The following is a 26455-nucleotide window of genomic DNA, read 5'->3' as shown; positions in this document are numbered from 1 at the left end:
GAGGGGGCGCCCGCGGGGTGGCGGCCGCGTGCCGCGCCGGGAGGTCGGTGGGGGCGTCGGAGGCCCCCAGCGCCGTGGCCTCCGGTGTACGGGCCGCCGCCGTCTCGAACACCGCCGGGAACGTGGCCGGTTCGACCGCGAGCGCGGGACCGTGCCCGGCGGCCGTCATCCGCCGCCGCTCCCCGTCCGTGAGCAGGGGCAGCTCGCGCACCGGCCGGTCCGGTTCGGCGGCCACTCCGTCGAGCAGCACCAGCAGATGTCCCGCCATCCGCTCGGCGGTCGCCTGATCGAACAGCTCGGTGCTGTACTCCAGCAGCCCCCGCAGCTCCTCCCCGTCCTCGACGAATTCGACGCTGAGGTCGAAGGTGGCCGACCGGCGGGGCACGGCCACGCTCGTCGCGGCCAGGCCGGACAGCCGGGGCGCGCTCCTCGGGGCGCTGTGCAGCAGCACCATCACATCGAACAGCGGATTGCGGCCCGCCTCCCGGCGCGCCCCCACTGCCTCCACCAGCCGCTGGTACGGCGCCTCGTCATGGGCGAAGGCGTCCAGCACCGCGGCCCCGGCGTCGGCCAGCAGCGCGCGGTAGGAACGGGCCGTGTCCACCGCGGAACGCAGCACCACCGTGTTGACGAAGAAGCCGACGGCGCGCTCCAGTTCGGTGCGGCCACGTCCGGAGGTGACGGTGCCGATGGCGATGTCGTCCTGCCCCGACCAGCGGGCGAACAGCCCCTGGCAGGCGGCGACCAGCGCCGTGAACAGGGTGGTCCGCTCGTGCGCCGCGAGCGCCCGCAGCCGGTCCGCGGTGGCGCGGCCCACCGTGAACTCGTGGATCGCCCCCGCCGAGGTGGGCGCCGCGGGCCGGGGCCGGTCGGTGGGCAGCTCCAGCGGGACGACGCCGTCCAGCCGCTCCTTCCAGTAGTCGAGCTGGCGGTCCAGGGCGGCCCCCGAGAGCCGCTCCCGCTGCCACACGGCGAAGTCCGGGTACTGCACCGGCACCGCTGGCAGCGGGTCCGCGCCGGGCCCGGCGCCGTACAGCGCGCACAGCTCGTCCTGCAGCACGCCCATCGACCAGCCGTCGGTGACGATGTGATGGGCCGTGAGCAGCAGTACGTGCGCGTCCTCGGCCAGGCGGATCAGCAGCGCCCGCAGCGCCGGACCGGTCCGCAGATCGAACGGCCGGGCGTACTCGGTCAGCAGCAGCCGGTCCAGCGCCTCGGTGTCTCCGTCCTCGCCGGTGAGGTCGGCCACCGGCAGCGGGACGGGCACGGCCGGGCGCACCACCTGGGCGGGCCGGCCGTCGAGGTCGTCGAACGTGGTCCGCAGCGCCTCATGGCGCTCCACCAGGGCATCCAGCGCCCGGGAGAGCGCCGCCACGTCCAGCGCGCCGGTCAGCCGCAGCGCCAGCGCACTGTTGTACCCCGCCTCCTCCGGCTGGAGGGCGTGCAGGAACCACAGCCGCTCCTGGGCGAAGGACAGCGGCAGCGGCCGCGCGCGGTCCGCGCGGGGGATGGCGTCGGCGCGCCCGGCCTTGCCCGCGAGGCGGCGGCGCAGCGCCTCCCGCAGCTCCTCGGGCAGGGCGGAAGCGCGATCCTTCCTCGAAGACGTCATGTCGTCCTTCCTCACCGGTCGTCGTGGTCGCTGCCGCCGGAAGCGGCGTCTTCGAGTTCGCGCAGGATGTGCTCCTCGACCAGGTCGGCGAGGGCGGAGACGGTGCGCGCGGTCAGAATGTCCCGCGGGGTCAGTTCGACGGCGAACGCCTCCTTGGCGCGGGAGGCGATCAGCAGACTGCGGACCGAGTCACCGCCCAGGGCGAAGAACTCGTCCTCCGCGCCGACCGGCGACACCTCCAGCACCTCCGACCAGATCTCCGCGATGACCTCCTCGGTGGGGGTGCGCGGGGCGATGTGGGCGGCCGGTGCGGCGGTGGTGGTGGCGGGGCCGGGCGCGGGCAGCGCCGCGCGGTCGGTCTTGCCGTTCTCGGTGAGCGGCAGCCGGTCCAGCACGGCGAACGCCGACGGGACCATCGGGCCCGGAAGCGTCCGGCCCAGATGGGTGCGCAGCTCGGTGTCGGCCGGGGCACCGGCCCCGGGCACGAGGACCAGATGGGCCACCAGCCGGCGCACCCCGGGCTCGTCCTCCCGCACCGTCACCACGGCCTCCGCGACGGCGGGGTGGCCGCACAGCGCGGTCTCCACCTCACCGGCCTCGATGCGATGGCCGTGCAGCTTGAGCTGGTGGTCGCCGCGCCCCAGATGGTGCAGGCGGCCTTCCGCGTCGTAGCGGGCGAGGTCGCCGGTGCGGTACATCCGGGAGCCGGGCGGCCCGAACGGGTCGGCGACGAAGCGGACGGCGGTCAGCCCGGCGCGGCCCAGATAGCCGCGGGCGAGCGACGGACCGCTGACCCACAGCTCGCCGACCACCCCCACCGGCACCGGGCGCAGCCGCGCGTCGAGCAGACGCACCCGGGTGTTGGGGATGGGCCGCCCGATCGGCGGCGGGGCGCCGTCGGGGGCGAGCGGCTCGGACCAGGTGGCCACCACGGTGGTCTCGGTCGGCCCGTACGCGTTGATCATGCGGTGGTGCGGCGCCCAGCGGGCGGCCAGGTCCGCGCCGCAGGCGTCTCCGCCCACGATCAGCGTGCGCAGGTCGGGCAGCTCCCGCTCGGTGCCCGGGGGCAGCGTCGCGAGGGCGGCGGGCGGGATGAGGGTGTGGGTGATCCGCTGCCGCCGCAGGACGTCCGCGAGATGGCCGCCCAGCAACGGGCCGGGCTCGGGCACCACCAGGGTGGCCCCGGACGGCAGTGCCATGCACAGCTCCAGGACGGAGGCGTCGAAGCCGGGCGAGGAGAACCGCAGCACCCGGTCGCCCGGCCGCACCTGGAAGTGCTCGGCCTCGGCGGCGGCGAACCCGGCGATCCCGCGGTGGGTGACCACCACGCCCTTGGGCGTCCCGGTGGACCCGGAGGTGTAGATCACATAGGCGGGGTCGTCCGGGTGGACGGCGGTGAGCCGGTCCTCGTCCGTGGGGCGGTGGGCCGGGCCGTCCGGCGCCTGGACCTCGGCGGATCGCTCGAGCACCAGATGCGGGGCGGAGTCCTTGAGCATCAGCTCGACGCGCTCGGCCGGGTAGTCGGGGTCGATGGGCAGATAGGCGCCACCGGCCTTGGCCACCGCGAGCCGGGCGACGACGGACTCCACCGACCGGGGCAGCACGAGCGCGACGATCCGGCCGGGGCCCACGCCCTGCCCGATGAGGTGATGGGCCAGGCGGTTGGCCCGGCCGTCCAGCTCCGCGTAGGTCAGCCGGAGGCCGGGGGAGTCCACCGCGGTCGCGTCGGGCCGGCGGTCCGCCGCCGCCTCGACGAGCTCGGCCCAGGTCGCCCGGGGCACCTGCCGGGCGGTGTCGTTCCAGTCCACCAGGAGGCGGTGGCGCTCGGCGGCCGGGAGGATGTCGATCCGGTCCAGCGGCAGCTCGTCGGGGGCCGCGGCCAGCGCGCCGAGGAGGTGGGTGAGCCGGTCGGCCAGCGCCCCGGCGGTGGACTCCTCGAACAGCCGCGGGTCGTAGCCGAGTTCCACGGACAGTTCGGAACCGGGCGAGACCACCACGGTCAAGGCGTAGTTGGTGGACTCCAGCGCGTTCAGATCGCGCACCCGCAGCCCGTGCTCGGCCGCGGCGGAGCTGTTGATGGGGTAGTTCTCGAACACCACCAGGCTCTCGAAGAGGTCCACCGCGGCGGGCAGTTCGCTCCAGCCCCGCAGCTGGGCCAGCGGCACATGGCCGAAGCCGCGCGCGTCCGCCTGCTCGGCCTGGAGTTCGCGCAGCCAGGCGGCGGTACCGGCGGCGCCCGCCACCGCGCACCGGACCGGGAGCGTGTTGATGAAGATGCCGGTGATGTCGTCCGCGCCGGGCAGCTCCGCCGGCCGCCCGGAGACCGCCGTCCCGAAGCAGACGTCCGACTCACCGCTCAAGCGAGATACGAGCAAGGCCCAAGCGCCCTGCACGATCGTATTCAGCGTGAGCCGGTGCCGCCGTGCGAAGTCCTGGAGGGCGGCGGTGTCCCGCTCACCGAGCCGGTGCGACAGCCAGCGCGAGGACCGGGTGGCGATCTCCGGCGTCGGCCTACGGTCGTAGGGGAGGGGAGTGGGAGAGGTGAATCCTTCCAGGGCCTGCCGCCAGTGCGCCTCGGCACGCGTGCGGTCCTGACGGGCGAGCCAGGCCACATAGTCGGCGAACGGCCTGCGGGCCGGCAGCCTCGGCTGCTCACCGGCGGCCAGGGCGCCATGGGCGGCGAAGACATCGCCGAGCACCTGGAAGACGCTCCAGCCGTCCAGCAGCACATGGTGGAAGGTCCACAGCACCCGCACCTCACCGGGGGAGAGCCGGGCCAGGGTGACGCGGAGCAACGGGGCCGCGGTGAGATCGATCCCGCGGGCGCGGTCCCGGTCCAGCAGCCGCTCCAGTTCGGCCGTGCGCTCGTCCTCCGCGAGGCCGCTCCAGTCGAGTTCCTCGACCGGTACGGCCGCGGTGCGGCGCACGATCATCAGCGGCTCGGGCACATCGTGCATCACCACCGCGCCGCGCAGCACCGGGGTGCGGTCCACGACGTGCTGCCAGGCGGCGGCCAGCACCCCGGAGTCGCCGACCCCGTCCAGGACGAACGTCGCCTGCTCCACATAGAGCCCCTGGCCCCGCTGGGCCAGGGCATGGAAGACCAGCCCGGACTGGGTCGGGGTCAGCGGATGGATATCGGCCACGTCCCGGCCGTCGCCCGCCAGCCGGTCGACGGTCTCCTGGTCAAGCCCGGCCAGCGGGAAGTCCGACGGCGTCCGCCCGCCCGCGTCGGGGCGGGTGCACAGCCGGACGATCGCCCGCAGCTCCTCCGCCATCTCCTCGGCGAGCCGGCGCACCGTGGCGCGTTGGTGCAGCGACCGGGAGTAGGACCAGCTGAGCTCGAGCCGCCGGTCCGCCACCCGGCCGATCACATCGAGCAGATGCGGCCGGGGCGCCTCCGGGCTCATATCGCCCTCCAGCCCACCGGTCAGGGCGTGCAGCAGACCACCCGCCGGGGGCTCCCAGTCCTGCTGGCCCAGGTAGTTGAAGCTGATCTTCGGGGCGGCGGGAAGTACGGCGGCGGCCGAGCCGGACAGATGGCGCAGCGCGCCGTAGCCGAGGCCGTTCCCGGGGACCGCCCGCAGCCGTTCCTTGACGGCCTTCAGCGTCCGCTCCAGCCTCCAGTCGGCGGGGGCCTCCAGCGCGATGGGGAACATGCTGGTGAACCAGCCGACCGTACGGGACAGATCGACCCCGTCGAAGATCTCCTCCCGGCCGTGCCCCTCCAGGGCCACCGCCACCGTGTCCCGGCCGGTCCAGCGGGCCAGCACCCGTCCCAGGGCGCACAGCAGCACGTCGTTGACCCGGGTCCGGTACGCGCCCGGCACCTCCTGCAGCAGCAGCCGGGTCTCCTCGGCGTCGAGCCGGACGGTCACCTCCTCCTCCGAGGCGGCGGTGTTGGGGCCGTCGCCGTCCGTGGGGAGGTCGGTGCCGCCGTGGGAGGCCGCCCAGTGGTCGCGCTCGGCGTCGAAGCCCCCGGCGGCGGTGTGCTCGGTCAGACGCAGTGCCCAGGTGCGGAACGACGTGGTCTTGCGGCCCGGTTCCGGTGTCCGTCCCGCGACGATCTGCCGGTAGGCGGTGTCCAGGTCCTCCAGCACGATGCGCCAGGAGACGGCGTCCACCACCAAGTGGTGGGCGGTCAGCAGCAGTACGGGCCGTTCCGCCTCGCCCCGGGTGAAGAGCACGGCGCGCAGCAGCGGTCCCCGGGCCAGGTCGAACCCGGCCCGGATCCGCCCCGCCGTCTCCCGCATCACCGCGTCCCGCCGCTCCGGTGCCACGGCGGAGAGATCGTGGATGTCCAGCACGGGCTCCGCGTCCGGCGGGGCGTTGTGCTGGCGCACGGCGCCGTCCTCGGTCCGCTCGAAGCGCAGCCGCAGGGCGTCATGGTGGGTCGGTACCGTGGACAGGGCAGTGCGCAGCGCGCTCTCGTCCACCGGCGAGGTCAGTTCGGCCGATACCGACTGGGTGAAGTGCCCTGCCGTGGCGTCGAGTTGGTCGAAGAGCCAGTGCTGGATCGGGGTCAGCGGCACCTCGCCGACCACCGGACCCCGCTCGGCCTCGGCCGCCGTGGCCGTGGCCTCCCGCGCGGCCGCCGCCAGATCCGCCACGGTCTGGTGGACGAAGAGATGGCGCGGGGTCAGCTCGATCCCGGCCCGCCGGGCGGCGGAGACGATCTGGATGCTGAGGATGGAATCGCCGCCGAGGGCGAAGTAGTTGTCCTCCACGCCGATCCGCTCGACCCCCAGGACCTCCGCCCAGATGGCGGCCAGGGCCTTCTCGGTCTCAGTGCGCGGCTCCACATGGCCGGTGGCGCGGGCCGCCCAGACGGGCGCGGGCAGCGCACGCCGGTCCAGCTTGCCGCTGGACCCCAGCGGCAGCCGGTCCAGGACGACCACGGCCGAGGGGACCATATGGTCCGGCAGGCTCGTGGCGAGGAAGGCGCGGATCGCGGCGGTGTCCACCGGTGGGGAGCTCGGGACCTGCACCACATAGCCGGCCAGCCGCTTGTGACCGCCGGTGTCGACGACCGCCGCAGCCGCCTCGGCGACACCGGGATGGCGCGCCAGCGCCGCCTCGACCTCGCCCAGCTCGATACGGAAACCGCGCACCTTGACCTGGTCGTCGGTTCTGCCGAGGTACTCCAGCTGCCCCCGCTCGTCCCAGCGGACCAGGTCGCCGGTGCGGTACATCCGGCCGCCCGCGGGGCCGTACGGATCGGCCGTGAACCGCTGCGCGGTCAGCCCCGGCCGGCCGAAGTACCCCCGGGCGAGGCCCGGCCCCGCCAGATAGAGCTCTCCCGGCACCCCGACCGGCACCGGCCGCATCCGCGCGTCCAGTGCGTAGGCCCGGGTGGCGGCCACCGGGGCGCCGATGGGCGGAGTGCGGTCCGGGTCGGCGGGGTCGCAGGTCCAGGCGGTGGCGTAGACGGTCGCCTCGGTGGGCCCGTAGATGTTCGCCACCCGGCAGCCGGGGATGGCCGCCCGGACCTCCTTGACGGTGCGGGCCGCGAGCCCTTCGCCCGCCAGCACCACGGTGCCGGCCGTCACCGAGACCGACCCCTTGCCGAGCACCTGCCCGAGCGCCGACGGCACGGCGCTGATCAGGCTCGCCGTCCAGGCCCCCGTCCGCTCGGCCAGGGTGAGCAGATCGCGGACGATCTCGATGGCGCCACCGGCCAGCAGCGGGCAGAGGATCTCGAAGACCGACACATCGAAGTTGAGGGAGGTCGAGGCCACCACATGGGACAGTCCCTGGGCGCCGAACTCCTCCCGCGCCCATGCCGCCAGAGCGGCCACGCTCTCATGGGTGACCACGACGCCCTTGGGCGTACCGGTGGACCCCGAGGTGTGGATGGCGTACGCCGGATGGGCGGGGAGCAGCGGGCCGCGCCGCTCGGCGTCGCCGACGTCCTGGGCGGGCAGTTGAGCCAGCCGCCCCCGGAACTCCGCGTCGTCCAGCAGGATCCGGCCGCAGCCCGCCCCGGCGGGGATCCGGTCCGCCACCTCTCCGGTGGTCACCACCGTGTCCGGGGCGATGTCGCCGAGCATGAAGGCGATCCGCTCCGCCGGATACGCCGGGTCGACCGGGAGATAGGCCGCCCCGCTCTTGAGCACCGCCAGCACGGCCACCACCAGCTCCGGTGTGCGCGGCAGGGCCAGGGCGACGAAGTGTTCCGGCCCGGCGCCCGAAGCGATCAGCAGCCGGGCCAGCCGGTTGGCGCGCTCGTTGAGCTCCCGGTAGGTCAGCGGTCCGCCGTCGCCCAGCACGGCCACCGCGTCCGGGGTACGGGCCGCCCGCGCCTCGAACAGCGCGGGCAGCACCGCGTCGGGCGCGGCGGAGACCGGGCCGCTGAAGCGGTCGAGGATCCCGCGCGTCTCGGCCTCGCCGGCCAGCGGCAGTTCGTCCAGCCGCCGCTCCGGGTCGGTCGCCATCTCCACCAGCAGATTCCGCAGACAGCCGCCCAGCCGCTCGATCGTCGGGGCGTCGAAGGCCGCGGGGTCGTAGTCCAGGCAGATCGACAGCCGCTCCTCGGGCGCCACCACCACGCTGAGCGCGTAGTTGGTGGGCTCCACGTCCCGCTCCTGCCGGATGCCCAGGCCGTGGGCCGCGATGGCCTCGCTGTCGAACGGGTAGTTCTCGAAGACCACGATCGAGTCGAAGAGGCTCACCCCGCCGGGCACCTCGCTCCAGCTCCCCAGCTGCGCCAGGGACACGAACTCGAAGAGCCGGGACTCCGACTGCGCCGACTGCAGCTCCCGCAGCCAGTCCAGCAGTCCGCTCTCCCCGGCCACCCGGACTCGGGTGGGGATGGTGTTGATGAACACCCCGACCATGGACTCGACGCCCGGCAGCGCGGCCGGCCGCCCCGAGACGGTGGTGCCGAAGCACAGGTCGTCGGACCCGCTGTACCGGGACAGCAGCAGCGCCCAGGCGCCCTGCACCACCGTGTTCATGGTCAGCCCGCCATGCTGCGCGGTCGTCCGGAGCCGGGCGGACTCCTCGGCGCCCAGTGTGACCCGGTGCGAGCCCGAGGAGGCGCTGCGGTGTGCCTCCGACGCGGGCCGGTCCCGCGGCAGTTCGGTGGGCGAGGTGAACCCGGCCAGCGCCGTACGCCAGTAGCGCTCGGCCTCCGCCGTGTCCTGCTCGCCGAGCCAGCCCAGGTACTCACGGAACGGCCGGCGGGCGGGCACCACGGGTGCCCGTTCCGAGGTCAGCGCCGCGTACCGCTCGCAGACCTCGTCGAAGACCTGCGCCGCGCTCCAGCCGTCGAGCAGCACATGGTGGAAGGTCCAGACGATCCGCACCTCGTCGGCGGACAGCCGGATCAGCGCCAGCCGCATCAGCGGCGCCGTGGCCAGGTCGATCCCCTCGGCCCGGTCCTCGGCGAGCATCCGGTCCAGCTCGGCCTCGCGCCACTCCTCGGGCCGCCGGGTCCAGTCGTGGTGGACGATCCGGAGCGCCGCCCGGTGCGTCACGACCTGGAGCGGCTCCGGGGTGTCCGCCCACACCAGATGGGTGCGCAGGATCGGATTGGAGTCCACCGTCTGCCGCCATGCGGTGGCCAGCGCCCGCGGGTCGTCCGCCCCGGTCAGCGTCAGCTGGACCTGGTTGACATACGCGTCCGACGCCGGGTCCATCAGCCCGTGGAACAGCATCCCGGCCTGGGTCGGGGTCAGCGGATAGATGTCCTCCACCGCCCGGCCGTCGGCGGCGATCCGGTCCACCGCGGCCTGGTCGAGCCGGGCCAGCGGGAAGTCCGACGGGGTACGGCCGCCCGCCTCGGGGGCGGCGCAGTGGCCGATGATCTCCTCCAGCGCACGGAGCATCCCCCGCGCCAGCCCGGCCACCGTCTCCTCGGTGTGCGTCCCCGAACCGTAGTACCAGGTGATCTCCAGGCAACGGCGCTCCACCCGGCCCACGACGTCCAGCAGATGCGCGCGGGCCGTGTCGGGCGCGGCGTCACCGCCAAGACCGTCCCGTACGGTGCGGACGAGACCGGTGTCGTCATCCGCCGCCGACCAGTCGAACTGCCCGAGGTAGTTGAAGCTGATCCCGGGCTCGGCCGCGCCCCGGAGCCCGGAGCCGGGGGCGAGATGGCGCAGCGCGCCGTGGCCGATGCCACGTGCGGGCACCGCCCGCAGCTGCTCCTTGACGGACTTGAGCGTCTCGCCCCAGCCGCCGTCCGGGATGTCCAGGGCGACCGGATAGAGGCTGGTGAACCAGCCGACGGTGCGGGACAGGTCCACCCCGTCCAGCAGATGCTCCTCCCGGCCGTGGCCCTCGAGGTCCACGGCGATCCGGCGCCGCCCGGTCCAGTCGCCGAGCACCCGGCCCAGCGCCGCGAGCAGCACGTCGTCCACGCGGGTGCGATAGACCTCGGGGACCTGCCGCAGCAGCGCCTCGGTGCGCTTCCGGTTCAGCCGGACGGTGACCGACGCCATGGACGCCACCGTGTTGTCCCCCTCACCGTCCACGGGCAGCCGCGCGGCGCACTCCGCGGTCACCGCCCGCCAGTGGGGCAGCTCGGTGTCGAAACCACCGGCGGCGGTGTGGTCGGTCAGCTTTCGGGACCAGTCCCGTACGGACGTGGTGCGCGGGCCGAGGTCGGCCCGCCCGCCCGCGAGCAGTTGCCGGTACGCGGTGTTCAGATCCTCCAGCAGCACCCGCCAGGAGACACCGTCCACCACGAGGTGGTGGGCGGTCAGGAAGAGCGTCGGCCGCTGCCCGTCGCCGCGGTGGAACAGCCGGGCGGCCAGCAGCGGACCCCGTGCCAGGTCGAACCCGGCCTGCGCCTCGGCCATCGCCGCGTCCTCGGCCGCCCGGCACTGGTCCGCGTCGAGCCCCGACAGGTCGTGCTCCCGCAGGGGCGCCGGGGCCGTCAGATCAGGCTGCGGGCAGTACTGCCGCGGGCTTCCATCGGCGCCGGGCTCGAACCGCATGCGCAGCGCGTCATGGTGGACCAGCAGCGCGTCGAGCGCCGCGCGCAGCGCCCGGAGGTCCGGTTCCCGCTGGAGCTCCACGACCACGGACTGGTTGAAGTGGCCGGGCCGGTCGGTCCGCATCCCGAAGAACCAGTGCTGGATCGGGGTGAGCGGCACCTCACCGGTCACCGGCCCGGTGTCGGCTGCGGGCGTGGCGGTGGGCGTGGTGACGGCGGCGAGCGAGGCGACGGTGGGATGCCGGAAGAGCTCGCGGGGGGTGAAGGCCAGCCCCGCCTGCCGGGCGCGGGAGGCCACCTGGATGCTGAGGATCGAATCCCCGCCCAGATGGAAGAAGTTGTCCTCCGCGCCGATCCGCTCCCGGCCCAGCAGGGTGCCCCAGATCTCCGCGAGGGCCCGCTCGGTGTCGGTACGGGGCGCCACATACCCGGCCGTCCCGGCAGCCGCCGGGTCGGGCTCGGGCAGCCGGCGGCGGTCCACCTTGCCGTTGCGGGTGAGCGGCAGCGCGTCGAGGGCGACGAACGCCGAGGGCACCATGTAGTCGGGCAGCAGGCCGCCCAGGAAGGACCGCAGCTCCCCGGCGTCGGGCACCTCGGCCCCGCCCACCGGCACCGCGTAGCCGGTCAGCAGCGTGCGGTCGCTCACCCGGGAGAGCGTGACGACCGCCTCCGCCACGGCCTCGTGGCGGGTCAGCGCGGCCTCGATCTCACCCGGCTCGATACGGAAGCCCCGGACCTTCAGCTGGTCGTCGGCGCGGCCCACGAAGCGCAGTTCACCGTCGTCGGTCCAGGCCACGATGTCCCCGGTGCGGTACATCCGGGAGCCGGACGGCCCGAACGGATCGGCGATGTACCGCTCCGCGGTGGCGCCGGGGCGGCCGTGGTAGCCGCGCGCCACCCCGGCGCCCGCGATGTACAACTCCCCGGGAATGCCGGGCGGTTGCGGCTGGAGGGTGCCATCGAGGACGTACGTCCGGGTGTTGTCCAGCGGCCGTCCGATGGGCAGCGAGCGCGGCAGTTCCTCCCCGGCGCGGAAGGGGCGCCGGGTGGCGAAGGTCGTGGTCTCGGTGGGCCCGTAGCCGTCCATCACCGTCAGATCGGGGCAGGCCGCGAGCACCCGGCGCACCGCGCCCGGGGGCACCGCCTCGCCGCCGGTCCACACCTCCCGGGCGCCGCGCAGACACTCCGGCGCCTCCTGTGCCAGCAGCCGGAACAGCCCGGCGGTCAGCCACAGGCAGCTCACCCCGTACTCGGCGATCGCCCGGCGCACGGTGTCCGCGTCCACGTCCCCGGCGGGCGCCAGCACGGCCCGGCCGCCGCGCAGCAGCGGGACCCACAGCTCGTACGTCGAGGCGTCGAACGCCTGGGGCGAGTGCACCAGCACCCGGTCGTGGTCCGCGAAGGCGCGGTCCGCGACGAGGGCGGTCACATCGCGGTGGCGCACCGCGACGCCCTTGGGCCGCCCGGTGGAGCCCGAAGTGAACATCAGATACAGGGCGTTGTCGGGGGAGAGCGCCACGTTCGGCGGCTCCGACGGGCCGTCGTCGTCACAGGACTCGGACTCGGGCCCGGACTCCACGAGCAGGGTCCGCGCGGCGTCCGAGATGTCCGCCGCCGTGCGCTCCCACGCGCGGTCGGTCAGCAGCACCTCCGCGCCCGCCTCCGCCAGCACGCTCCGCAGCCGGTCCTCGGGGGCGCGGGTGTCCAGCGGTACGTACACCCCGCCCGCCTTGACGACCGCCAGCAGCGCCACCACCAGCTCCACTGACCGGTCCATCAGGACGGCCACCGGGCGCTCCGGCCCGACGCCGTGTCCGATGAGCCGGTGGGCCAGCCGGTTGGCGCGGGTGTCCAGCTCCCGGTAGCTCACCGGGCCCGCCTCGCCGTCCAGGGCCGTCGCGTCCGGCGCACACCGCACCCGCTCGGCGAACAGCCCGGCCACCGTGGACTCGGGCAGCGCGGCCGCGGTGTCGTTCCACTCCCGGAGCACCTGGTGGCGCCGGGCGCCGGTGAGCATCGGAAGGTGTGCGGGCGCCCGGTCCGGGGTGTCGGCCATGGCCGTCAGCAGCACCGTCAGGTGCTCCGCCATCCGCCGGGCGGTGGCCTCGTCGAACAGCGCCGGGTCGTAGCCGAGCCGCAGCGCCAGCTCCTCGCCGGGGTAGACCACCAGGGTCAGCGGGTAGTTGGTGGTCTCGACGCCGTTCAGCTCGCGCAGGGCGAGGCCGTGCGCGGCGGCGAGGTCCCCGCCGATCGGATAGTTCTCGAAGACCACGATGGAGTCGAAGAGGTTCACCCGCTCGGGCAGACCGGTCCAGGACCGCAGCCGGGTGAGCGGTACGAAGTCGAACCGCCGGTCCTCGGTCTGCCCGGACTGCACCGCGCTCAGCCAGGACAGCAGGGTGGACCCGGCCGGCACCGTGAGGCGGGTCGGCACGGTGGTGATGAACAGCCCGTTCATCGTCTCCACGCCCGGCAGCTCCGGCGGCCGTCCGGACACCGTCGTCCCGAAGACCACGTCCTCGCGGCCGGACTGCCGGGCCAGCAGCAGCGCCCAGGCGCCCTGCACCACGGTGTTCAGGGTGAGCCCCTCGTCCCGGGCCAGGGCCTGGAGCCGCTGGGTGGTGGCGGCGGGCAGGGTCACGCGGAGGTCCTCGGTGGACTCGGCGTGATGGGTCTCGGTGGGCTCCCGGTCGTACGGCAGCGGGGTGGGCTCGGTGAGATCGCCGAGCCGGGCCCGCCAGTGCTCCTCGGCCAGGGCCCCGTCGCGCTCCCGCAGCCAGGCCACATAGTCGCCGAACGGGCGGCGGCCGGGCAGCCCGGCGGCCATGGCCGCGCCGGACGCCCCGGCACGCGCCCGTGCGTGGCAGTGGAAGACGTCGGAGAGCACCTGGAACAGGCTCCAGCCGTCCAGGATCAGATGGTGGAACGTCCACACCACCTGGACCTCGGTCTCCGACAGCCGGGCCAGCGCCAGCCGCGTCAGCGGCGCGGCGGCCAGGTCGAGCCCGCGCTCCCGGTCCTCGGCGAGGAGCCTCCGCAGCTCCTCCCGGCGCTCGTCCGGCCCGGACAGCCGCCGCCAGTCGAGCAGGGCCACCGGGATCCGGACCTCGCGCTCCACCACCTGGACCGGCTCCGGCACGCCTTCCCACACCGCCCGGGCGCGTAACACCTGGGTGCGGTCGGCGACCTGCTGCCAGGCCGCGGCCAGCGCCGCCGGCTCCGGCACCCCGTCGAGGACGAAGGTGAGCTGCTGGAAGTAGGCCCGCCGGTCGCCCTGCGCCAGCGCGTGGAACAGCATGCCCGCCTGGGTGGGGGTGAGCGGGTAGATGTCCTCCACCGTGCCCCCGTTCCCGGCCAGCCGGTCCACGGCGGCCTGGTCGAGGGCGGCGAGCGGGAAGTCGGACGGGGTGCGGCCGCCCGCGCCGGGCGCGCTGCCGTGCCGGGCGATCTCGCACAGCGCCTCGCGGAACTCCCCGGCGAGCCGGGCGACCGTCTCCTCCCGGTGCAGATTCGCGGAGTAGAACCAGGTGAACTCCAGGGCGTCCCCCTCGACCCGGCCCACCACCTCCAGCGGATGCGGGCGCGGCGAGGTGGGGTCGGCGTCCAGGGCCAGCTCCCGGTGCAGACCGCGGAAGAGCCCGTCGCCGCCGCCCGGCGCCTCGAACCGGCCGAGGTAGTTGAAGCTGATCCCGGCCGTGGGGCCGTCGGGGAGGCCCGCGCCATCGAGCAGATGGCGCCGCACCCCGTAGCCCAGACCACGCCGCGGTACGGCCCGCATCTGCTCCTTGACGGACTTGAGGACCTCGCCCCAGCCGCCGTCCGGAAGGTCGAGCGCCACCGGGAAGCGGGTGGTGAACCAGCCGACCGTACGGGACAGGTCCAGGTCCGCGAAGAGCTCCTCGCGGCCGTGGCCCTCCACGTCCACCGGCACCCGGGCGCGCCCGGTCCAGCGGCGCAGCACCCGCGCCAGCGCGCTCAGCAGCACGTCGTTGACCTGTGTGCGGTAGACCTCGGGGAGCGTCTGGAGGAGTGCGGCGGTCTCCTCCGGGCCGAGCCGGACGGTGACCGACCGGGCCGAGGCATAGGTGTTCTCCGCCTCGTCCGCCCCGTTCACCCTGTCCGCCCCGTTCAGGTCGGTCGGCAGCGAGGGGTCGCAGGCCCCGGCCACGCCGGTCCAGTACGCCTCCTCGTCGGCGAACCCGCCTTGCCCGGCATGGGTGTTGAGCCGCAGCGCCCAGCGGCGCAGCGGGGAGGACTTCGCGGGAAGCCCGGCCCCCTCGTCCCGGGCCGCCCGCCGGTAGGCGCTGTCGAGATCCTCCAGGATGACGCGCCAGGCCACCCCGTCCACCACCGCGTGATGGATGGTGAGGTGGAGGACCGGGCGCGGCCCGGTGTCCCGGTCGAGCACCGCCCGCATCAGCGGCCCCTCGGCCAGGTCGAAGCGGCCCAGGTGCCCGGCGCCGGTGGTCTCGAGCGGTACGCGGACGGCGGCCGCGTCCTCGATCCGCTGGTACCAGCCGCCGTCCCGCCGCTGGAAGCGGGAGCGCAGGGCGTCGTGGTGGTCCACCAGCGCGTCCAGGGCGTGCCGCAGCGCGTCCTCGTCCACGTCCTCGGGCAGCACCAGCGAGATGGTCTGGTTGAAGTGGCCGGCCCGCTCCGGGTCGGTGGTGAACAGCCAGTGCTGAATGGGGGTCAGCGGCAGCTCCCCGGCGGCCGTCTCGTCCCCGCCGGAGGCGGGTTCGGCCGGGGCCGTGGTGGTGTCCAGGTGCAGGGCCAGCGCGGCGATCGTCTGATGGCGGTAGACATCGCGCGAGGTGACGGCGAGCCCCGCCTGCCGCGCCTGGGAGACCAGCTGGATGCTGAGGATCGAATCGCCGCCGAGGGAGAAGAAGTTGTCCTCCATCCCCACGCGGTCCACCCGCAGGATCCGGGCCCAGACCGTCGCCAGGGTCCGCTCGGTGGCGGTCCGGGGCGCCACATAGCCCGGTGCCGCGGCCTCGGCCCAGTCCGGCTCGGGGAGCCGGCCGCGGTCCAGCTTGCCGTTGGGGTTGAGGGGCATCCGCTCCAGGACGACGACGGAGGCGGGCACCATGTAGTCGGGCAGCGAGCGCCGCAGGAACCGCCGCAGCCCCGCCGGGTCGGGCTCCGCGCCCGCGGCGGCCACCACATAGGCGATCAGCCGCTGATGGCCGTCCGTCTCCCGGGCGACGGCCGCCGCCTCGGCGATGTCGGGGTGGCGCAGCAGCGCCGTCTCCACCTCGCCCAGCTCGATGCGGAAGCCGCGGATCTTCACCTGGTCATCGACTCTGCCGACGTACTCCAGCTGGCCCTCGCCGTTCCAGCGGACCAGGTCACCGGTGCGGTACATCCGGCTGCCGGGCGGTCCGAGGGGGTCCGCGAGAAAGCGGTGGGCGGTCAGTCCGGGCCGCCGCAGATACCCCCGGGCCAGGCCCTGCCCGCCCAGATACAGCTCACCGGTCACCCCGGGCGGCACCAGCCGCAGCGTCGGGTCCAGGACGTAGGCGCGGGTGCCCGCGACCGGGCGGCCGATCGGCGGGGCCTGCGCAGGCGCCTGGCCGTCGCAGAACCAGCCGGTGGCGTACACGGTGGCCTCGGTCGGCCCGTAGAGATTGGCGATCCGGCAGGACGGCATGGCCTCCCGGATGTCCCGTACGGTCTGGGCGGGCAACGCCTCGCCCGCCAGTACGACGGTCCGGGCCCAGTCCGCCGGGCGATCCTCGCCCAGCAGCCGGGAGAACACCGAGGGCACCCCGCTGAGCAGCCCCGTCGCCCGCGGTCGCCCCTCGGGGTCGGTGAGGGCGAGCAGGTCACGCACCACCTCGACGCTGCCACCGGCCAGCAGCGGGCAGAGGATCTCGAAGACCGACACATCGAAGTTGAGCGAGGTCGAGGCGACCACGTCGGTCAGCCGCTCCCGCCCCAGCTCCGCCTCGGCCCAGGCCGCGAGCCCCGCCACACCGCGGTGGGTGACCACCACGCCCTTGGGCCGGCCGGTCGATCCGGAGGTGTAGATGACATAGGCGGGATGGGCCGGGACCAGTGGCCGGAGCCGCTCGGCGTCGGTGATGTCGCCGTCCGCGAGCCCGTCCAGCCGGGCGCGTACCTCCGGGTCGTCCAGCAGCAGCGGTGCGGCGTCCGCGGGCAGACAGCCGGCCGCGCCGGTGGTGGTGAGGACGGTCGAGGGCGCGGCGTCCGCCAGCATGAACGCGATGCGCTCGGCGGGGTATTCGGGGTCCACCGGCAGATATCCGGCGCCCGCCTTGAGCACCGCCAGCAGGACGACGACGAGTTCGGCCGAGCGGGGCAGGGCGAGGGCCACCAGCCGCTCGGTACCGGCACCCCGGTCGATGAGCAGCCGCGCCAGCCGGTTGGCGCGCCGGTTCACCTCTTCGTAGGAGAGGCTGGTGTCCCCGCAGGTCACGGCGGTGGCCGTGGGCCGCCGCGCCACCTGGGCGGCGAAGAGGCCGGGCAGGGTGGCCTCGACCGCGGGCCGCTCGGGCCCGTTCCAGGCGTCGAGCATCGCATGCCACTCGGCGTCGGCCAGCATCCGCAGCTCGATCAGGGTGGCGCCCGGATCGGCCACCATGGCGGTCAGCAGCCGATGCAGATGCCCGGCCATCCGCTCGATCGTGGCCGCGTCGAACAGATCGGAGTTGAACTCGACGGTCAGCCCCAGCGAGCCGTCGTCGCGGGGCAGGAACTCCAGCACCAGGTCGAACCGCGCGGCCGGGCGCGGCAGCGAGTGCTCGGTGATCCGCACACCCCCCGCCTCCTGGCCGGGCACCATGGCGCTCTGCTGGACGACCAGCGCCTGCACCAGCGGATTGCGGCTGGGGTCGCGACGTGGCGCCAGCTCCTCGACGACTCGCTCGAACGGCAGCCGGTCATGGCTGAAGGCGTCCAGCACCGTCTCGCGCATCGCGTCCAGGAACCGCTCGACCGTGCTGTCCCCGTCCACATCGGCGCGCAGCACCAGGGTGTTGACGAAGAACCCGGCGACCGTCTCCAGCTCCTTGCGGTGGCGCCCGGCGGTCACGGTGCCGAAGGCGATGTCCCGCTGGCCCGAGTAGCGGGAGAACAGCACCGCTGCGGCGGCCGCGAGCAGGGTGAACTGCGTGGTGTCCCGCTCCCTGCCGAGCCGGGCCAGCCCCGCCACCAGCTCGGCGGGCAGCTCACGGCGGTGCACCGCGCCCGCCGTGGTGCGCACCGGCGGGCGCGGGCGGTCGGTGGGCAGCTCCAGCGTCTGCATCCCGGCCAGCCGGCCCCGCCAGTACTCCAGATCGGCGTCCGCACCGGCGGTGGCGGGACGGCTCCGCTCCCACACCGCGAAGTCCGGGTACTGGAGGGCGGGTTCGGGGAGCGCGGCAGCGGTGCCGGACACCTCGGCGGCGTACAGCGCGGCCAGTTCGCGCACCAGCAGCCCGACCGACCAGCCATCGGTGACGATGTGATGCTGCGCCAGCAGCAGGATGTGCTCCTCGTCGGCGAGCCGGATCAGCAGCGCCCTGGTCAGCGGTCCCTGTCTGAGGTCGTAGGGCCGGTTCAGCTCGGCGGTCAGCGTGGCGTCGAGCGCCTCGGCGCGCCGCCGCGCCGGATGCCCGCCGAGGTCCACCCGCTCGAGCGGTACGGTCCCGTGCGCGGCCACCTGCTGCACCCCGTGCCCGTCCACGGTGGCGAAGGTGGTGCGCAGGGCGTCATGGCGGGCGGCGAGCCGGTCCAGCGACCGGCGCAGTGCGGCCGCGTCCAGCGGGCCGTCGAGCCGCAGCCCGGCCCCGGTGTTGTACTCGGTTCCGCCGGAGGTCAGATCGTCCAGGAACCACAGCCGCCGCTGGGCGGAGGACAGCGGCAGCGGACGGTCGCGCGGCGCGGGCGGGATCGGCGCCTCGGGCCTTTCGGCCGCCGCGGCGGGCAGCTTGCCGGCCAGCCGCGCCACCGTCCTGGCGTCGAGCAGATCGCGCAGCGAGAGCTGCACACCCAGCTCGGCCCGGATCCGGGTCAGCAGCCGCACCCCGAGGATGGAGTCGCCGCCCAGGCCCAGGAAGTCGTCCTCCACGCCCACGGTGTCCACCGGCAGCACCTCGGACCAGATGCGGGCCAGGGACTCCTCCGCGGGGGTGCGCGGGGCGATGTGGCGCGAGTCGCCGTCCGGCGCGGAGCGCGGGGCGGGCAGCGCCTGCCGGTCGATCTTGCGGTGCTGGGTGAGCGGGAACGCGTCCAGTACGACGTAGGCGGACGGCACCATATGCGCCGGCAGCACCCGGGCCACCGCGGCGCGCACCTCCGCGGCCTTCGGCGGGGTCCCGCCGCCGGGCGGCACCACATAGGCGACCAGCCGCTTCTGACCGGGCTCGTCCTCCCTTACGGTGACCACGGCGGACCCCACCTGGGGGTGGCGGGCCAAGGCGGCCTCCACCTCGCCCAGTTCGATGCGGAAGCCGCGTATCTTCACCTGGTGGTCGGCCCGGCCGAGGAATTCCAGTTCACCGTCGGCGTTCCAGCGGACCAGGTCACCGGTGCGGTACATCCGTGAGCCGGGCGGGCCGAACGGGCAGGCGGTGAAGCGATCGGCGGTCAGCCCCGGCCGGTCGAGATAGCCGCGGGCCAGGCCCGCGCCGCTGACGCACAGCTCCCCCGTGACCCCGACCGGCACCTGCCGCGCCGCCTCGTCCAGTACGAACACCCGGGTGTTGGGCAGCGGACGGCCGATCGGCGGGGCGCCGGTCCCCGCCGCCAGGGCGTCCGTCCAGGAGGCCACGACCGTGGCCTCCGTCGGGCCGTAGGAGTTCACCATCCGCCGCCCGGGCGCCCACAGGTCCACCAGATCGGCGGGGCACGCCTCCGCGCCCACGATCAGGGTGCGGAAGTCGGGCAGCCCGTCGTGGAGCTCCTCCGGGGGCACGGTGGCGAGCGCCGCCGGGGGGATCAGGGCATGGGTCACCCGCCGCTCCCGCAGGACCGCCGCCAGCTCGGCGCCCAGCAGGGGCCCTTCCGGGGGCACCACCAGTGCCGCCCCGGCCAGCAGGGAGGAGCACAGCTCCAGGACGGAGGCGTCGAAGCTGGGCGAGGAGAACTGCAGTACCCGGTCGCCGGGCCGGACCCGGTAGTGGGCGGCCGTCGCGGCCGAGAAGTTGCCCAGACCGGCGTGCGGCACCAGCACGCCCTTGGGCACGCCCGTGGAGCCGGATGTGTAGATGACATACGCGGGATGCTCGGGGCACAGCGGGCCGAGCAGCTCCCCGCGGCCGGGCGCGTGATCCGGGCCCGCCCCGGCCCCCAGCTCCCGGATCCGCGCCGGGTCGGCCAGCACGGCCACCGGCCGGGCGTCGGCCAGCATCATGGCCCGGCGCTCCTCGGGGTGGGCGGGGTCGATCGGGAGGTACGCGCCGCCGGCCTTCGCCACCGCCAGCTCGGCCACCACCAGTTCGGCCGAGCGGGGCAGCACCAGCGCCACCACGCGCTCCGGCCCCACGCCCTGCGCGATGAGATGGTGGGCCAGCCGGTTCGCCCAGCGCTCGACCTCCCCGAAGGACCACTCGCGCCCGTCCGCCACCAGGGCCGGCGCTTTGGGGGTGCGCTCCGCCCAGACGGCGAAGAGCTCGCCGAGCGGTGCGCGGGAGACGGCGCGGTCCGTGGCGTTCCACGCCTCCGGAGGGAGGGCCGGGACGGGTTGGAGTGCGGACACCGATGAGGTCTCGTAGTGGTCCGTCATGGTGGGTTGTGGCCCTTCAGAGCGGTTGAACGGGCGGATATGGGGGGCGGCTCGGGCCGGCCGGCGCCGAGCCGGTGCGCCCGCGCCCGGCCGGGGGAGATGTGGGGAGTACGGCCGTGTGCGGGGCGGTGGGAACCTCAGACCAGGGCGCTTCTGCGGGCCATCCGGCCCGAGAGCTGGATCCGGTCCACGGCGCCGGTCCGCGGATCGCGGACGAAGCGTCCGCCGGGGAGCCGGCGTCCGGAGGAGGGGTCCACCAGATCGCAGGTGAGGTCCTCGTGGCAGACCAGCGGCGCGGGGAGGTCGCCGTCCACGGACAGGGCGAGGCCGCCGCCGTCGCTGATGGTCACCTGGTACTCGATGTCGCCGTTGAGGTAGATCCCGGTGCACTGCGAGGTGGCGGCCATGGGGGTGGCCCGGTGCCGTGGGGCGGGTGTGGGGGGCACCCGGACGCCGGTGATCTCGCCGAGGACATCGGTCAGTTCGTTCCACAGCTCGGTGCCGGTGCCCGCGTTGGCGGTGAAGCCGACCACCGCGCCCGTGGTGGGATCGGCCCGCAGGAAGCAGGAGGTGCCCTGGGCGTTGCCGTCGTGCCCGAACCACAGGGTGTCGCCGTGCCGGAAGAGCCCCCAGCCCAGGCCCCAGCCGTCGGCCAGCACACCGGGGTCGGCGCCGGGCACCGGGCGGCGCATCTCCTCCGCGAGCTCGCGGGGCAGCAATCCCGCCGCCCCGTCGTCGAGATGGGCGCGGCCCAGCGCCACCAGATCGAGGGCACTGGCCCGCAGAGCGCCTGCCGCGGCCTCGGCGGGGGCGAGGTTCTGCCGCACCGGCCGCGTTCTGCCGGTGGCCTTGTTGGCCGAGTGGCCGCGCGCCGTGGGCCGGTGCGGGGCGCCGGCCGTGCCGATGAAGGACGGCACGGTGCCCAGCGGATCGAGCAGAACGGACCGCACGGCCTCCTGCCAGCTCATCCCGGTGACCGTCTCGATCAGCCGGCCCGCGGCCACATAGCCCGCGTTGGAGTAGGAGAAGTCCGTACCCGGGGGCATCACCAGGGTGCGGTCGGTGCAGTGGTCCAGCAGATAGCGCGCGGCGCTCAGCGAGGCGACCTGGTCGGAGTCGGGCCCGGACGGAAGCCCCGCGGTGTGGCTGAGCACCTGGCGCACCGTGCACGGCTGACCGGCCCGCCGCAGCTCCGGCACATGGTCGCCGAGCGGGTCGTCCAGCTCCACATCGCCGTCCGCCACCAGGAGCATCACCACGGTCGCGGTGTACGCCTTGGTGATGGAGCCGATGGGCACGGCCGCGTCGGCGGCGCACGGCTCGCCGGAGTCCGCGTCCAGGACGCCGGTCTCCACGGCGAGGGTCATTCCGCCGCTGTGCACGGCGAGTTGGGCCCCGGGCACCTGATGGGCGCGGGCCAGGGCGGTCAGTCGGTCCTCGAGGACGCGGCGTATCTTCGACCGCTCCTCGGCGGACGGGGCCGGGGTCGTACGTAACACGGTGCACTCCTTGCCGGGGTACGGGACGGGCGACGGGGGCCGGGTCATGGCAGCTGGCTCGTGGCCGTGACGTCCCGGGGCACGATCCTGAAGCCCTGCCAGTGGGTGGGCATGGGGTCCTGGTCCTCGTCCCTGGGCACATGGTGGAAGTCGACACTGACCCAGGCGACCGGGTCGGTCAGCTTCTCGCCGCCGGTGTACTTGTCGACCGAGGTGGCGCAGTCCGGGGCGGTGTTGCCGTAGGCGAGCCGCTCGCACTCCCGGTACTGCGTGAAGTACATGTCGTGGTGGGTGAACTCCTCGGTCTCGCGCGGCCCCCGGTACTGATCGCTCTGGTGGTTGTCGATCTCCCAGGACTTGGCGTGGCCGTCGGAGTTCTCGGTGGTGGGGTTCACCACCCGCCAGAAGCGGGTGGGCGCGAGGTCCGCCGCGGTCTCACGGGAGAACACCGTGCGTTTGGTGGTCCGCGTGGCCGTGCCACTGCCCAGGTAGTCGTACTGTTCCACGCGGTTCTTCGACTGTCCGTCGACGTCGAAGTCCAGCCGCCAGAAGATGTTGTGCGAGTGGTTCTCGCTGAACCGGGTGGAGCCCACTCCGGTCGGCCAGCCGCTGCTCGCGTCGGAGAACTGGAACGGCGAGAGGCTTCCGGTGGCGCCCGACCGGGGGGTGATGGAGCCGTCGTCCGAGAAGCGCCACTCGGTGATGTAGTCGTACCAGCCGATCTCGGAGACCGAGAAGACGACCAGGTCGGTGCCGTGCAGTACGCCCTTCTCCACCGCGCTCTTGTAGGCGAACGGCCGAGGCTGCTCCTCGACGCACAGCACCGGGGTGTCACGGAAGTCGCGCAGCCGCCCGTCGGGGCAGTCCTTGGCGCTGAGCCGGGTGAGCGTGCCCTGCTCCAGATCGCCGAAGCCGATCGCCGAGACGTCGTAGAAGCGCGGCTGACCGCTGTCGTAGGGCACATGCACCTCGGCCAGCGAGGCGCTTTTCAGGACCCGGGTGGGGGTGCCACGGTTCGGGGTGTAGATCACATCGCTCAGCACCGCACCGGTGTTGCGGTCGATGTCCCAGCACATCTGCCACCGGGCACCGTTCTTGAGGGTCGTGTCGATGCGATCCGCGGCGGGGCAGGACGGGGCCGCCGCGGCCTTCGCGGGCGCGGCGGAGGCCGGGCCCGGCACCCACAGGGCCAGCAATCCCACCGCGGCGATCAGCACACGAGCACGCCGAAGCGGATAGGCACGCCGAAGGGGATGGGTACGCCGAAGCACACGGGCACGCCGAAACAGACTGGACACGGACAAGGCTCCCCTCACAGACCGATGACGGCGGCGCGCCTGGCCGACAGATCGATGACGATCCGGCTGGTGTCGATCCACTTGCCACCCGGAATGCGCACGAACAGCTGCACACACCGGTGCTCACCGCACCGGGACACCTTCCGGGCGCCGTCCACCCCCTTCGCCCGGGAGCCGAGGAACGACATGCTCTGGAGCCGCAGTTGGGTGGGCGAGGTCAGCCGCTTCCCGGTCTGCGAGGCGTAGGACTCGCGCAACCCCGGGCCGAGCCGGCGGTCGGCGAGTATGACCTTCACCGCCTCGCGGGCCTCGGCCAGGGTGGGAGGCGGCTGGACGCCGTGCTGGCGGGCGGAGTCGAGAACCTTCTTGGAGCGCAGATCGACCACCCTGGTGATGAGGGTGTCCGAGGCGTAGTCGTAGAGCTGGACCTCGGCCCGGCTGTCGGTGGTGGAGGACGCCGACTTGGCCCGGGGCGGACGGCGGGTGTCCAGCGGCTCGGCGCCGGAGCCGCCCGCGGCGTTCCGCTCCCCGTCACTCTTCTCTGTCGCCTTCTGACGGTCCTTCGCGGTCCCGGACCGGGTGGCGGCGTCGATGGCGATACGGGACGCCTCGCGCGATTCCGCGGACGTCAGCCGGCCGGAGTGTGAGGCGACGGCGGCCGCAGGCTCCGAGGGATCGGACGCGGGCGATCCGGCCGTCCGGAGGGCGGCGATCCCGCCGCCCGCCAGCACCGCCGTCAGACCCAGCGCCGCGGATACGCGCCATCTCCGGTGACGGCGCCCCCTGGTATCGGCCGCGCCCTTGTCCGTCGCGTTGTCTGTCATCACCCAGCCGTTTCCGTTGTCGGTCAAGTGAGCCCGGTGGGGCTCGCGGTGACAGCACTCGGCCGGATACCGGATTGTCGCTGGTGCGTTCCCCGTCGTGCAGACGGGATTCAAGCCGCTGACAACGGCTCGCGCGGACTCCCCCCGGACTCTCTGCTGTCCACTGTTAGCTCACGCTTTCACCACTCCGGGCGGCGTAACAGTCGCATTTGTCATCAAGCGGCTGTGAGAAACGCATGTCCCATGGGCGGCCGAGCGGCCGCAAAGCGATGACGGGGAAGGCTCGGGGGAAGGCTCTCTGCCATCATGCTCACATGAGCCATTCGATCACCATTCGATGTGACATCTGTGGCGCCACTCATTCCTCCTCAGCGGCCGACAGCGTCGGTGCGCTCCGCGAAGTCATCGTCCAAATGAGCTGGTCGAGGGCGCGATGGGATGGCCGGGTGATCGATATGTGCGGTGGCTGCGGCGCCCGGGAAATGACGCCGAGCGCGCCCGGGCGGCGCTGCGGTTCCTGTGAGGGAGGCGAACTCTTCGATGCCCTCGGACACGACAGAATCGGACATCGTTTGGCCAATGCATTACTCAGAGCTGGTATCGATAATCTCGAACTACTCTCTGGTTTCTCCGCGCGTCAGCTTCGTGATCTGGACGGTATCGGTGCGGTGAGCGCACGCCACGCAATCAATCGTCTGCACTCCGCACCGAACGAAAGGCGATCGTGAACGAATATTCCACTGGAACATCCGCCGGAACGTCCGCGGCGCCCGCTCTGTACGGCAGTCGGCGGCACCGGGTGCTGTGGGTCGTGGGCGTGGTGTTTTCGGCCGGGCTGCTGGCGCCGCTGTTATTCCTCGGCGCCGCCCGAAAGGGGATCGTGCCGCGTACCGTACCCGCCGGATACGCGGTGGCCATCTATCCGATCGCGCTCGGACGGCAGTGGCTGCCGGACCCGGGGGACTGGATCTCATGGACCCTCGCGGCCGTGGTGCTCACCGCGGCCGTCCATGCCGCGGTCCTGGACACCGGTCGCACAGCCGCCGGTTGACCCCCGGGCGGGGCGGTCAGCTCTGCGCGGTGGGACGGACCACGATCTCGCCGACGTCGACACCGGCCGGCTGCTCGATGGCGAACGCGATGGCGCGGGCGATGGCGTCCGGGGAGATCGCGATCTTGTCCATACGGGACTGGATCCCGTTCCTCGTGTCCGGGTCGGTGATGGAACCCGCGAGCTCCGTCCGGATGAAGCCGGGCGAGACGGTGGTCACCCGCAGCGTCTCGCCGGCCTCCTGGCGCAGTCCTTCGGAGATGGCGCGCACGGCGTTCTTGGTGCCGGCGTAGACCGCCATCGTCGGGACGATGATCAGCCCGGCGGTGGAGAGGGTGTGCACGAAATGCCCGGAGCCCTGCTCCCGGAAGACGGGCAGGGCCTCCGCGATGCCGTACAGCACCCCCTTGATGTTGACGTCGACCATCGCCTCCCAGTCCTCGACGCGCAGATCGTCGAGGGCGGAGATCGGGCTGATGCCGGCGTTGCTGACCAGGACGTCCAGCTTTCCGTACCGTTCGCGTGCCGTCGCGACCAGACGGGACAGATCCGCGCGCCGCTTCACATCCGTGGCGACGGCGACGGCCTCGCCGCCCGCCCCGGCGATCCGGGCCGCCAGTGCCTCGATACGGTCCGACCGCCGCGCCGCGAGGACGACCTTGGCGCCGCGCTCGGCCAGCAGCAGCGCGGTCGCCTCGCCGATACCGCTGCTCGCGCCCGTAATGGCGACGACCTTGCCTTCGATACCCGATGTCATGGGGGTTCCTTCCAGGGAAACGTTGCAGGAGGGCAGGGGAAAAGAGGGGCGGCGATGGCCTACAGTGAGAAGTGGAGGCGCCGCCCCTTCGCCCCACACTAAGTGGGCGCGCCTCCACTTAGCAACCGGGGAATGAACCGGGGATTGAGGAGAGTCGCCGATGGCCAGGGATCCAGGGCGCCCGCTGCGGGCCGACGCACAGCGCAACCGGGAGAAGATCCTCTCCGCCGCGGTGCGGGTGTTCGCGGAGGAAGGGCTGGACGCCCATCTCGAGCGCATCGCCAAGGAGGCGGGCGTGGGCACCGGCACCCTCTACCGGAACTTCCCGACCCGCGAGCTGCTGATCGAGGCCGCCTACCGCAATGAGCTGGCCCGGCTCTGCGACGCCGCCCCCGAGCTGCTGGCGGCCCTGCCCCCGCGCGAGGCCCTGCGGGTGTGGCTGGCCCGCTTCATGGACTACGCCAACGCCAAGCTGGGCATGGCGGACGCGCTGCGGGGCGTGGTCGCGTCGGGCGTCAATCCGTACGCGCGGAGCCACGAGATGATCCAGGACGCGCTCTCGCGGCTGATGGACGCCGCCGTCACGGCCGGTGTGATCCGGTCGGACGTCAGCGCCACCGACATGTTCGCCGCTCTCACCGGGATCGCCCTCGCCTCGGGGAAGCCCGAACAGCGGGAGCAGGCCGACCGTCTCCTCGGCCTCACCCTGGACGGGCTGAGCGCCGGAGCCGGTCAGTAAAGATTTC

General features: G+C 73.7%; 9 protein-coding genes. 3 read left to right on the top strand and 6 right to left on the bottom strand.

What is annotated here, in order from left to right; all coding sequences use genetic code 11:
• The 5 genes from ACFXB5_RS04935 to ACFXB5_RS04915 all read right to left on the bottom strand — a co-directional run.
• Positions 1-1609 (bottom strand): condensation domain-containing protein (locus ACFXB5_RS04935; protein ID WP_385202438.1); only part of this gene is annotated, 1609 nt, incomplete at its 3' end.
• An 11-nt stretch (positions 1610-1620) separates the two neighbouring features.
• The gene (locus tag ACFXB5_RS04930) at positions 1621-20280 is read right to left on the bottom strand and encodes a non-ribosomal peptide synthase/polyketide synthase (RefSeq protein ID WP_385202437.1); all 18660 of its coding nucleotides are present in this window, start codon (positions 20278-20280) and stop codon (positions 1621-1623) included.
• Between the two features lie 137 nt (positions 20281-20417).
• Entirely contained in the window at positions 20418-21779 is a 1362-nt protein-coding gene (locus tag ACFXB5_RS04925; RefSeq protein ID WP_385202435.1) for a serine hydrolase domain-containing protein, read from the bottom strand.
• Between the two features lie 44 nt (positions 21780-21823).
• On the bottom strand, positions 21824-22996 hold the full coding sequence (locus ACFXB5_RS04920) for a copper amine oxidase (RefSeq protein WP_385202433.1): 1173 nt from the start codon (positions 22994-22996) through the stop codon (positions 21824-21826).
• A gap of 95 nt (positions 22997-23091) precedes the next feature.
• Positions 23092-23901 carry a hypothetical protein gene (locus ACFXB5_RS04915; protein WP_385202431.1) on the bottom strand — a complete coding sequence of 270 codons (810 nt, stop codon included), beginning with the start codon at positions 23899-23901 and terminating at the stop codon, positions 23092-23094.
• 314 nt (positions 23902-24215) lie between these two features.
• Between ACFXB5_RS04915 and ACFXB5_RS04910 the strand changes: the two genes are divergently transcribed.
• Together ACFXB5_RS04910 and ACFXB5_RS04905 are read left to right on the top strand one after the other, a co-directional pair.
• Positions 24216-24629, top strand: a complete 414-nt coding sequence (locus ACFXB5_RS04910; RefSeq protein WP_385202429.1) for a hypothetical protein — start codon at positions 24216-24218, stop codon at positions 24627-24629.
• Positions 24626-24952 (top strand): hypothetical protein, encoded by a 327-nt coding sequence (locus ACFXB5_RS04905; protein WP_385202427.1) that lies wholly within the window; start codon positions 24626-24628, stop codon positions 24950-24952. Before ACFXB5_RS04910 ends, ACFXB5_RS04905 begins: the two co-directional genes overlap by 4 nt.
• A gap of 16 nt (positions 24953-24968) precedes the next feature.
• Here ACFXB5_RS04905 and ACFXB5_RS04900 read toward each other — a convergent pair whose 3' ends face one another.
• Complete coding sequence (locus tag ACFXB5_RS04900; protein WP_385202425.1) at positions 24969-25709, bottom strand: SDR family oxidoreductase; 741 nt, start codon at positions 25707-25709, stop codon at positions 24969-24971.
• 160 nt (positions 25710-25869) lie between these two features.
• Here ACFXB5_RS04900 and ACFXB5_RS04895 point away from each other — a divergent pair, with 160 nt between their 5' ends.
• Positions 25870-26448: a TetR/AcrR family transcriptional regulator gene (locus tag ACFXB5_RS04895; protein WP_385202423.1), complete on the top strand. Its 579-nt coding sequence runs from the start codon at positions 25870-25872 to the stop codon at positions 26446-26448.
• Positions 26449-26455 lie beyond the last annotated feature (7 nt).

The sequence above is a fragment of the Streptomyces sp. NPDC059455 genome (genome assembly GCF_042750115.1).
In the GTDB taxonomy this organism is placed as follows: Bacteria; Actinomycetota; Actinomycetes; order Streptomycetales; family Streptomycetaceae; genus Streptomyces; species Streptomyces endocoffeicus.
This window is presented reverse-complemented; position numbering and strand designations above follow the sequence as displayed.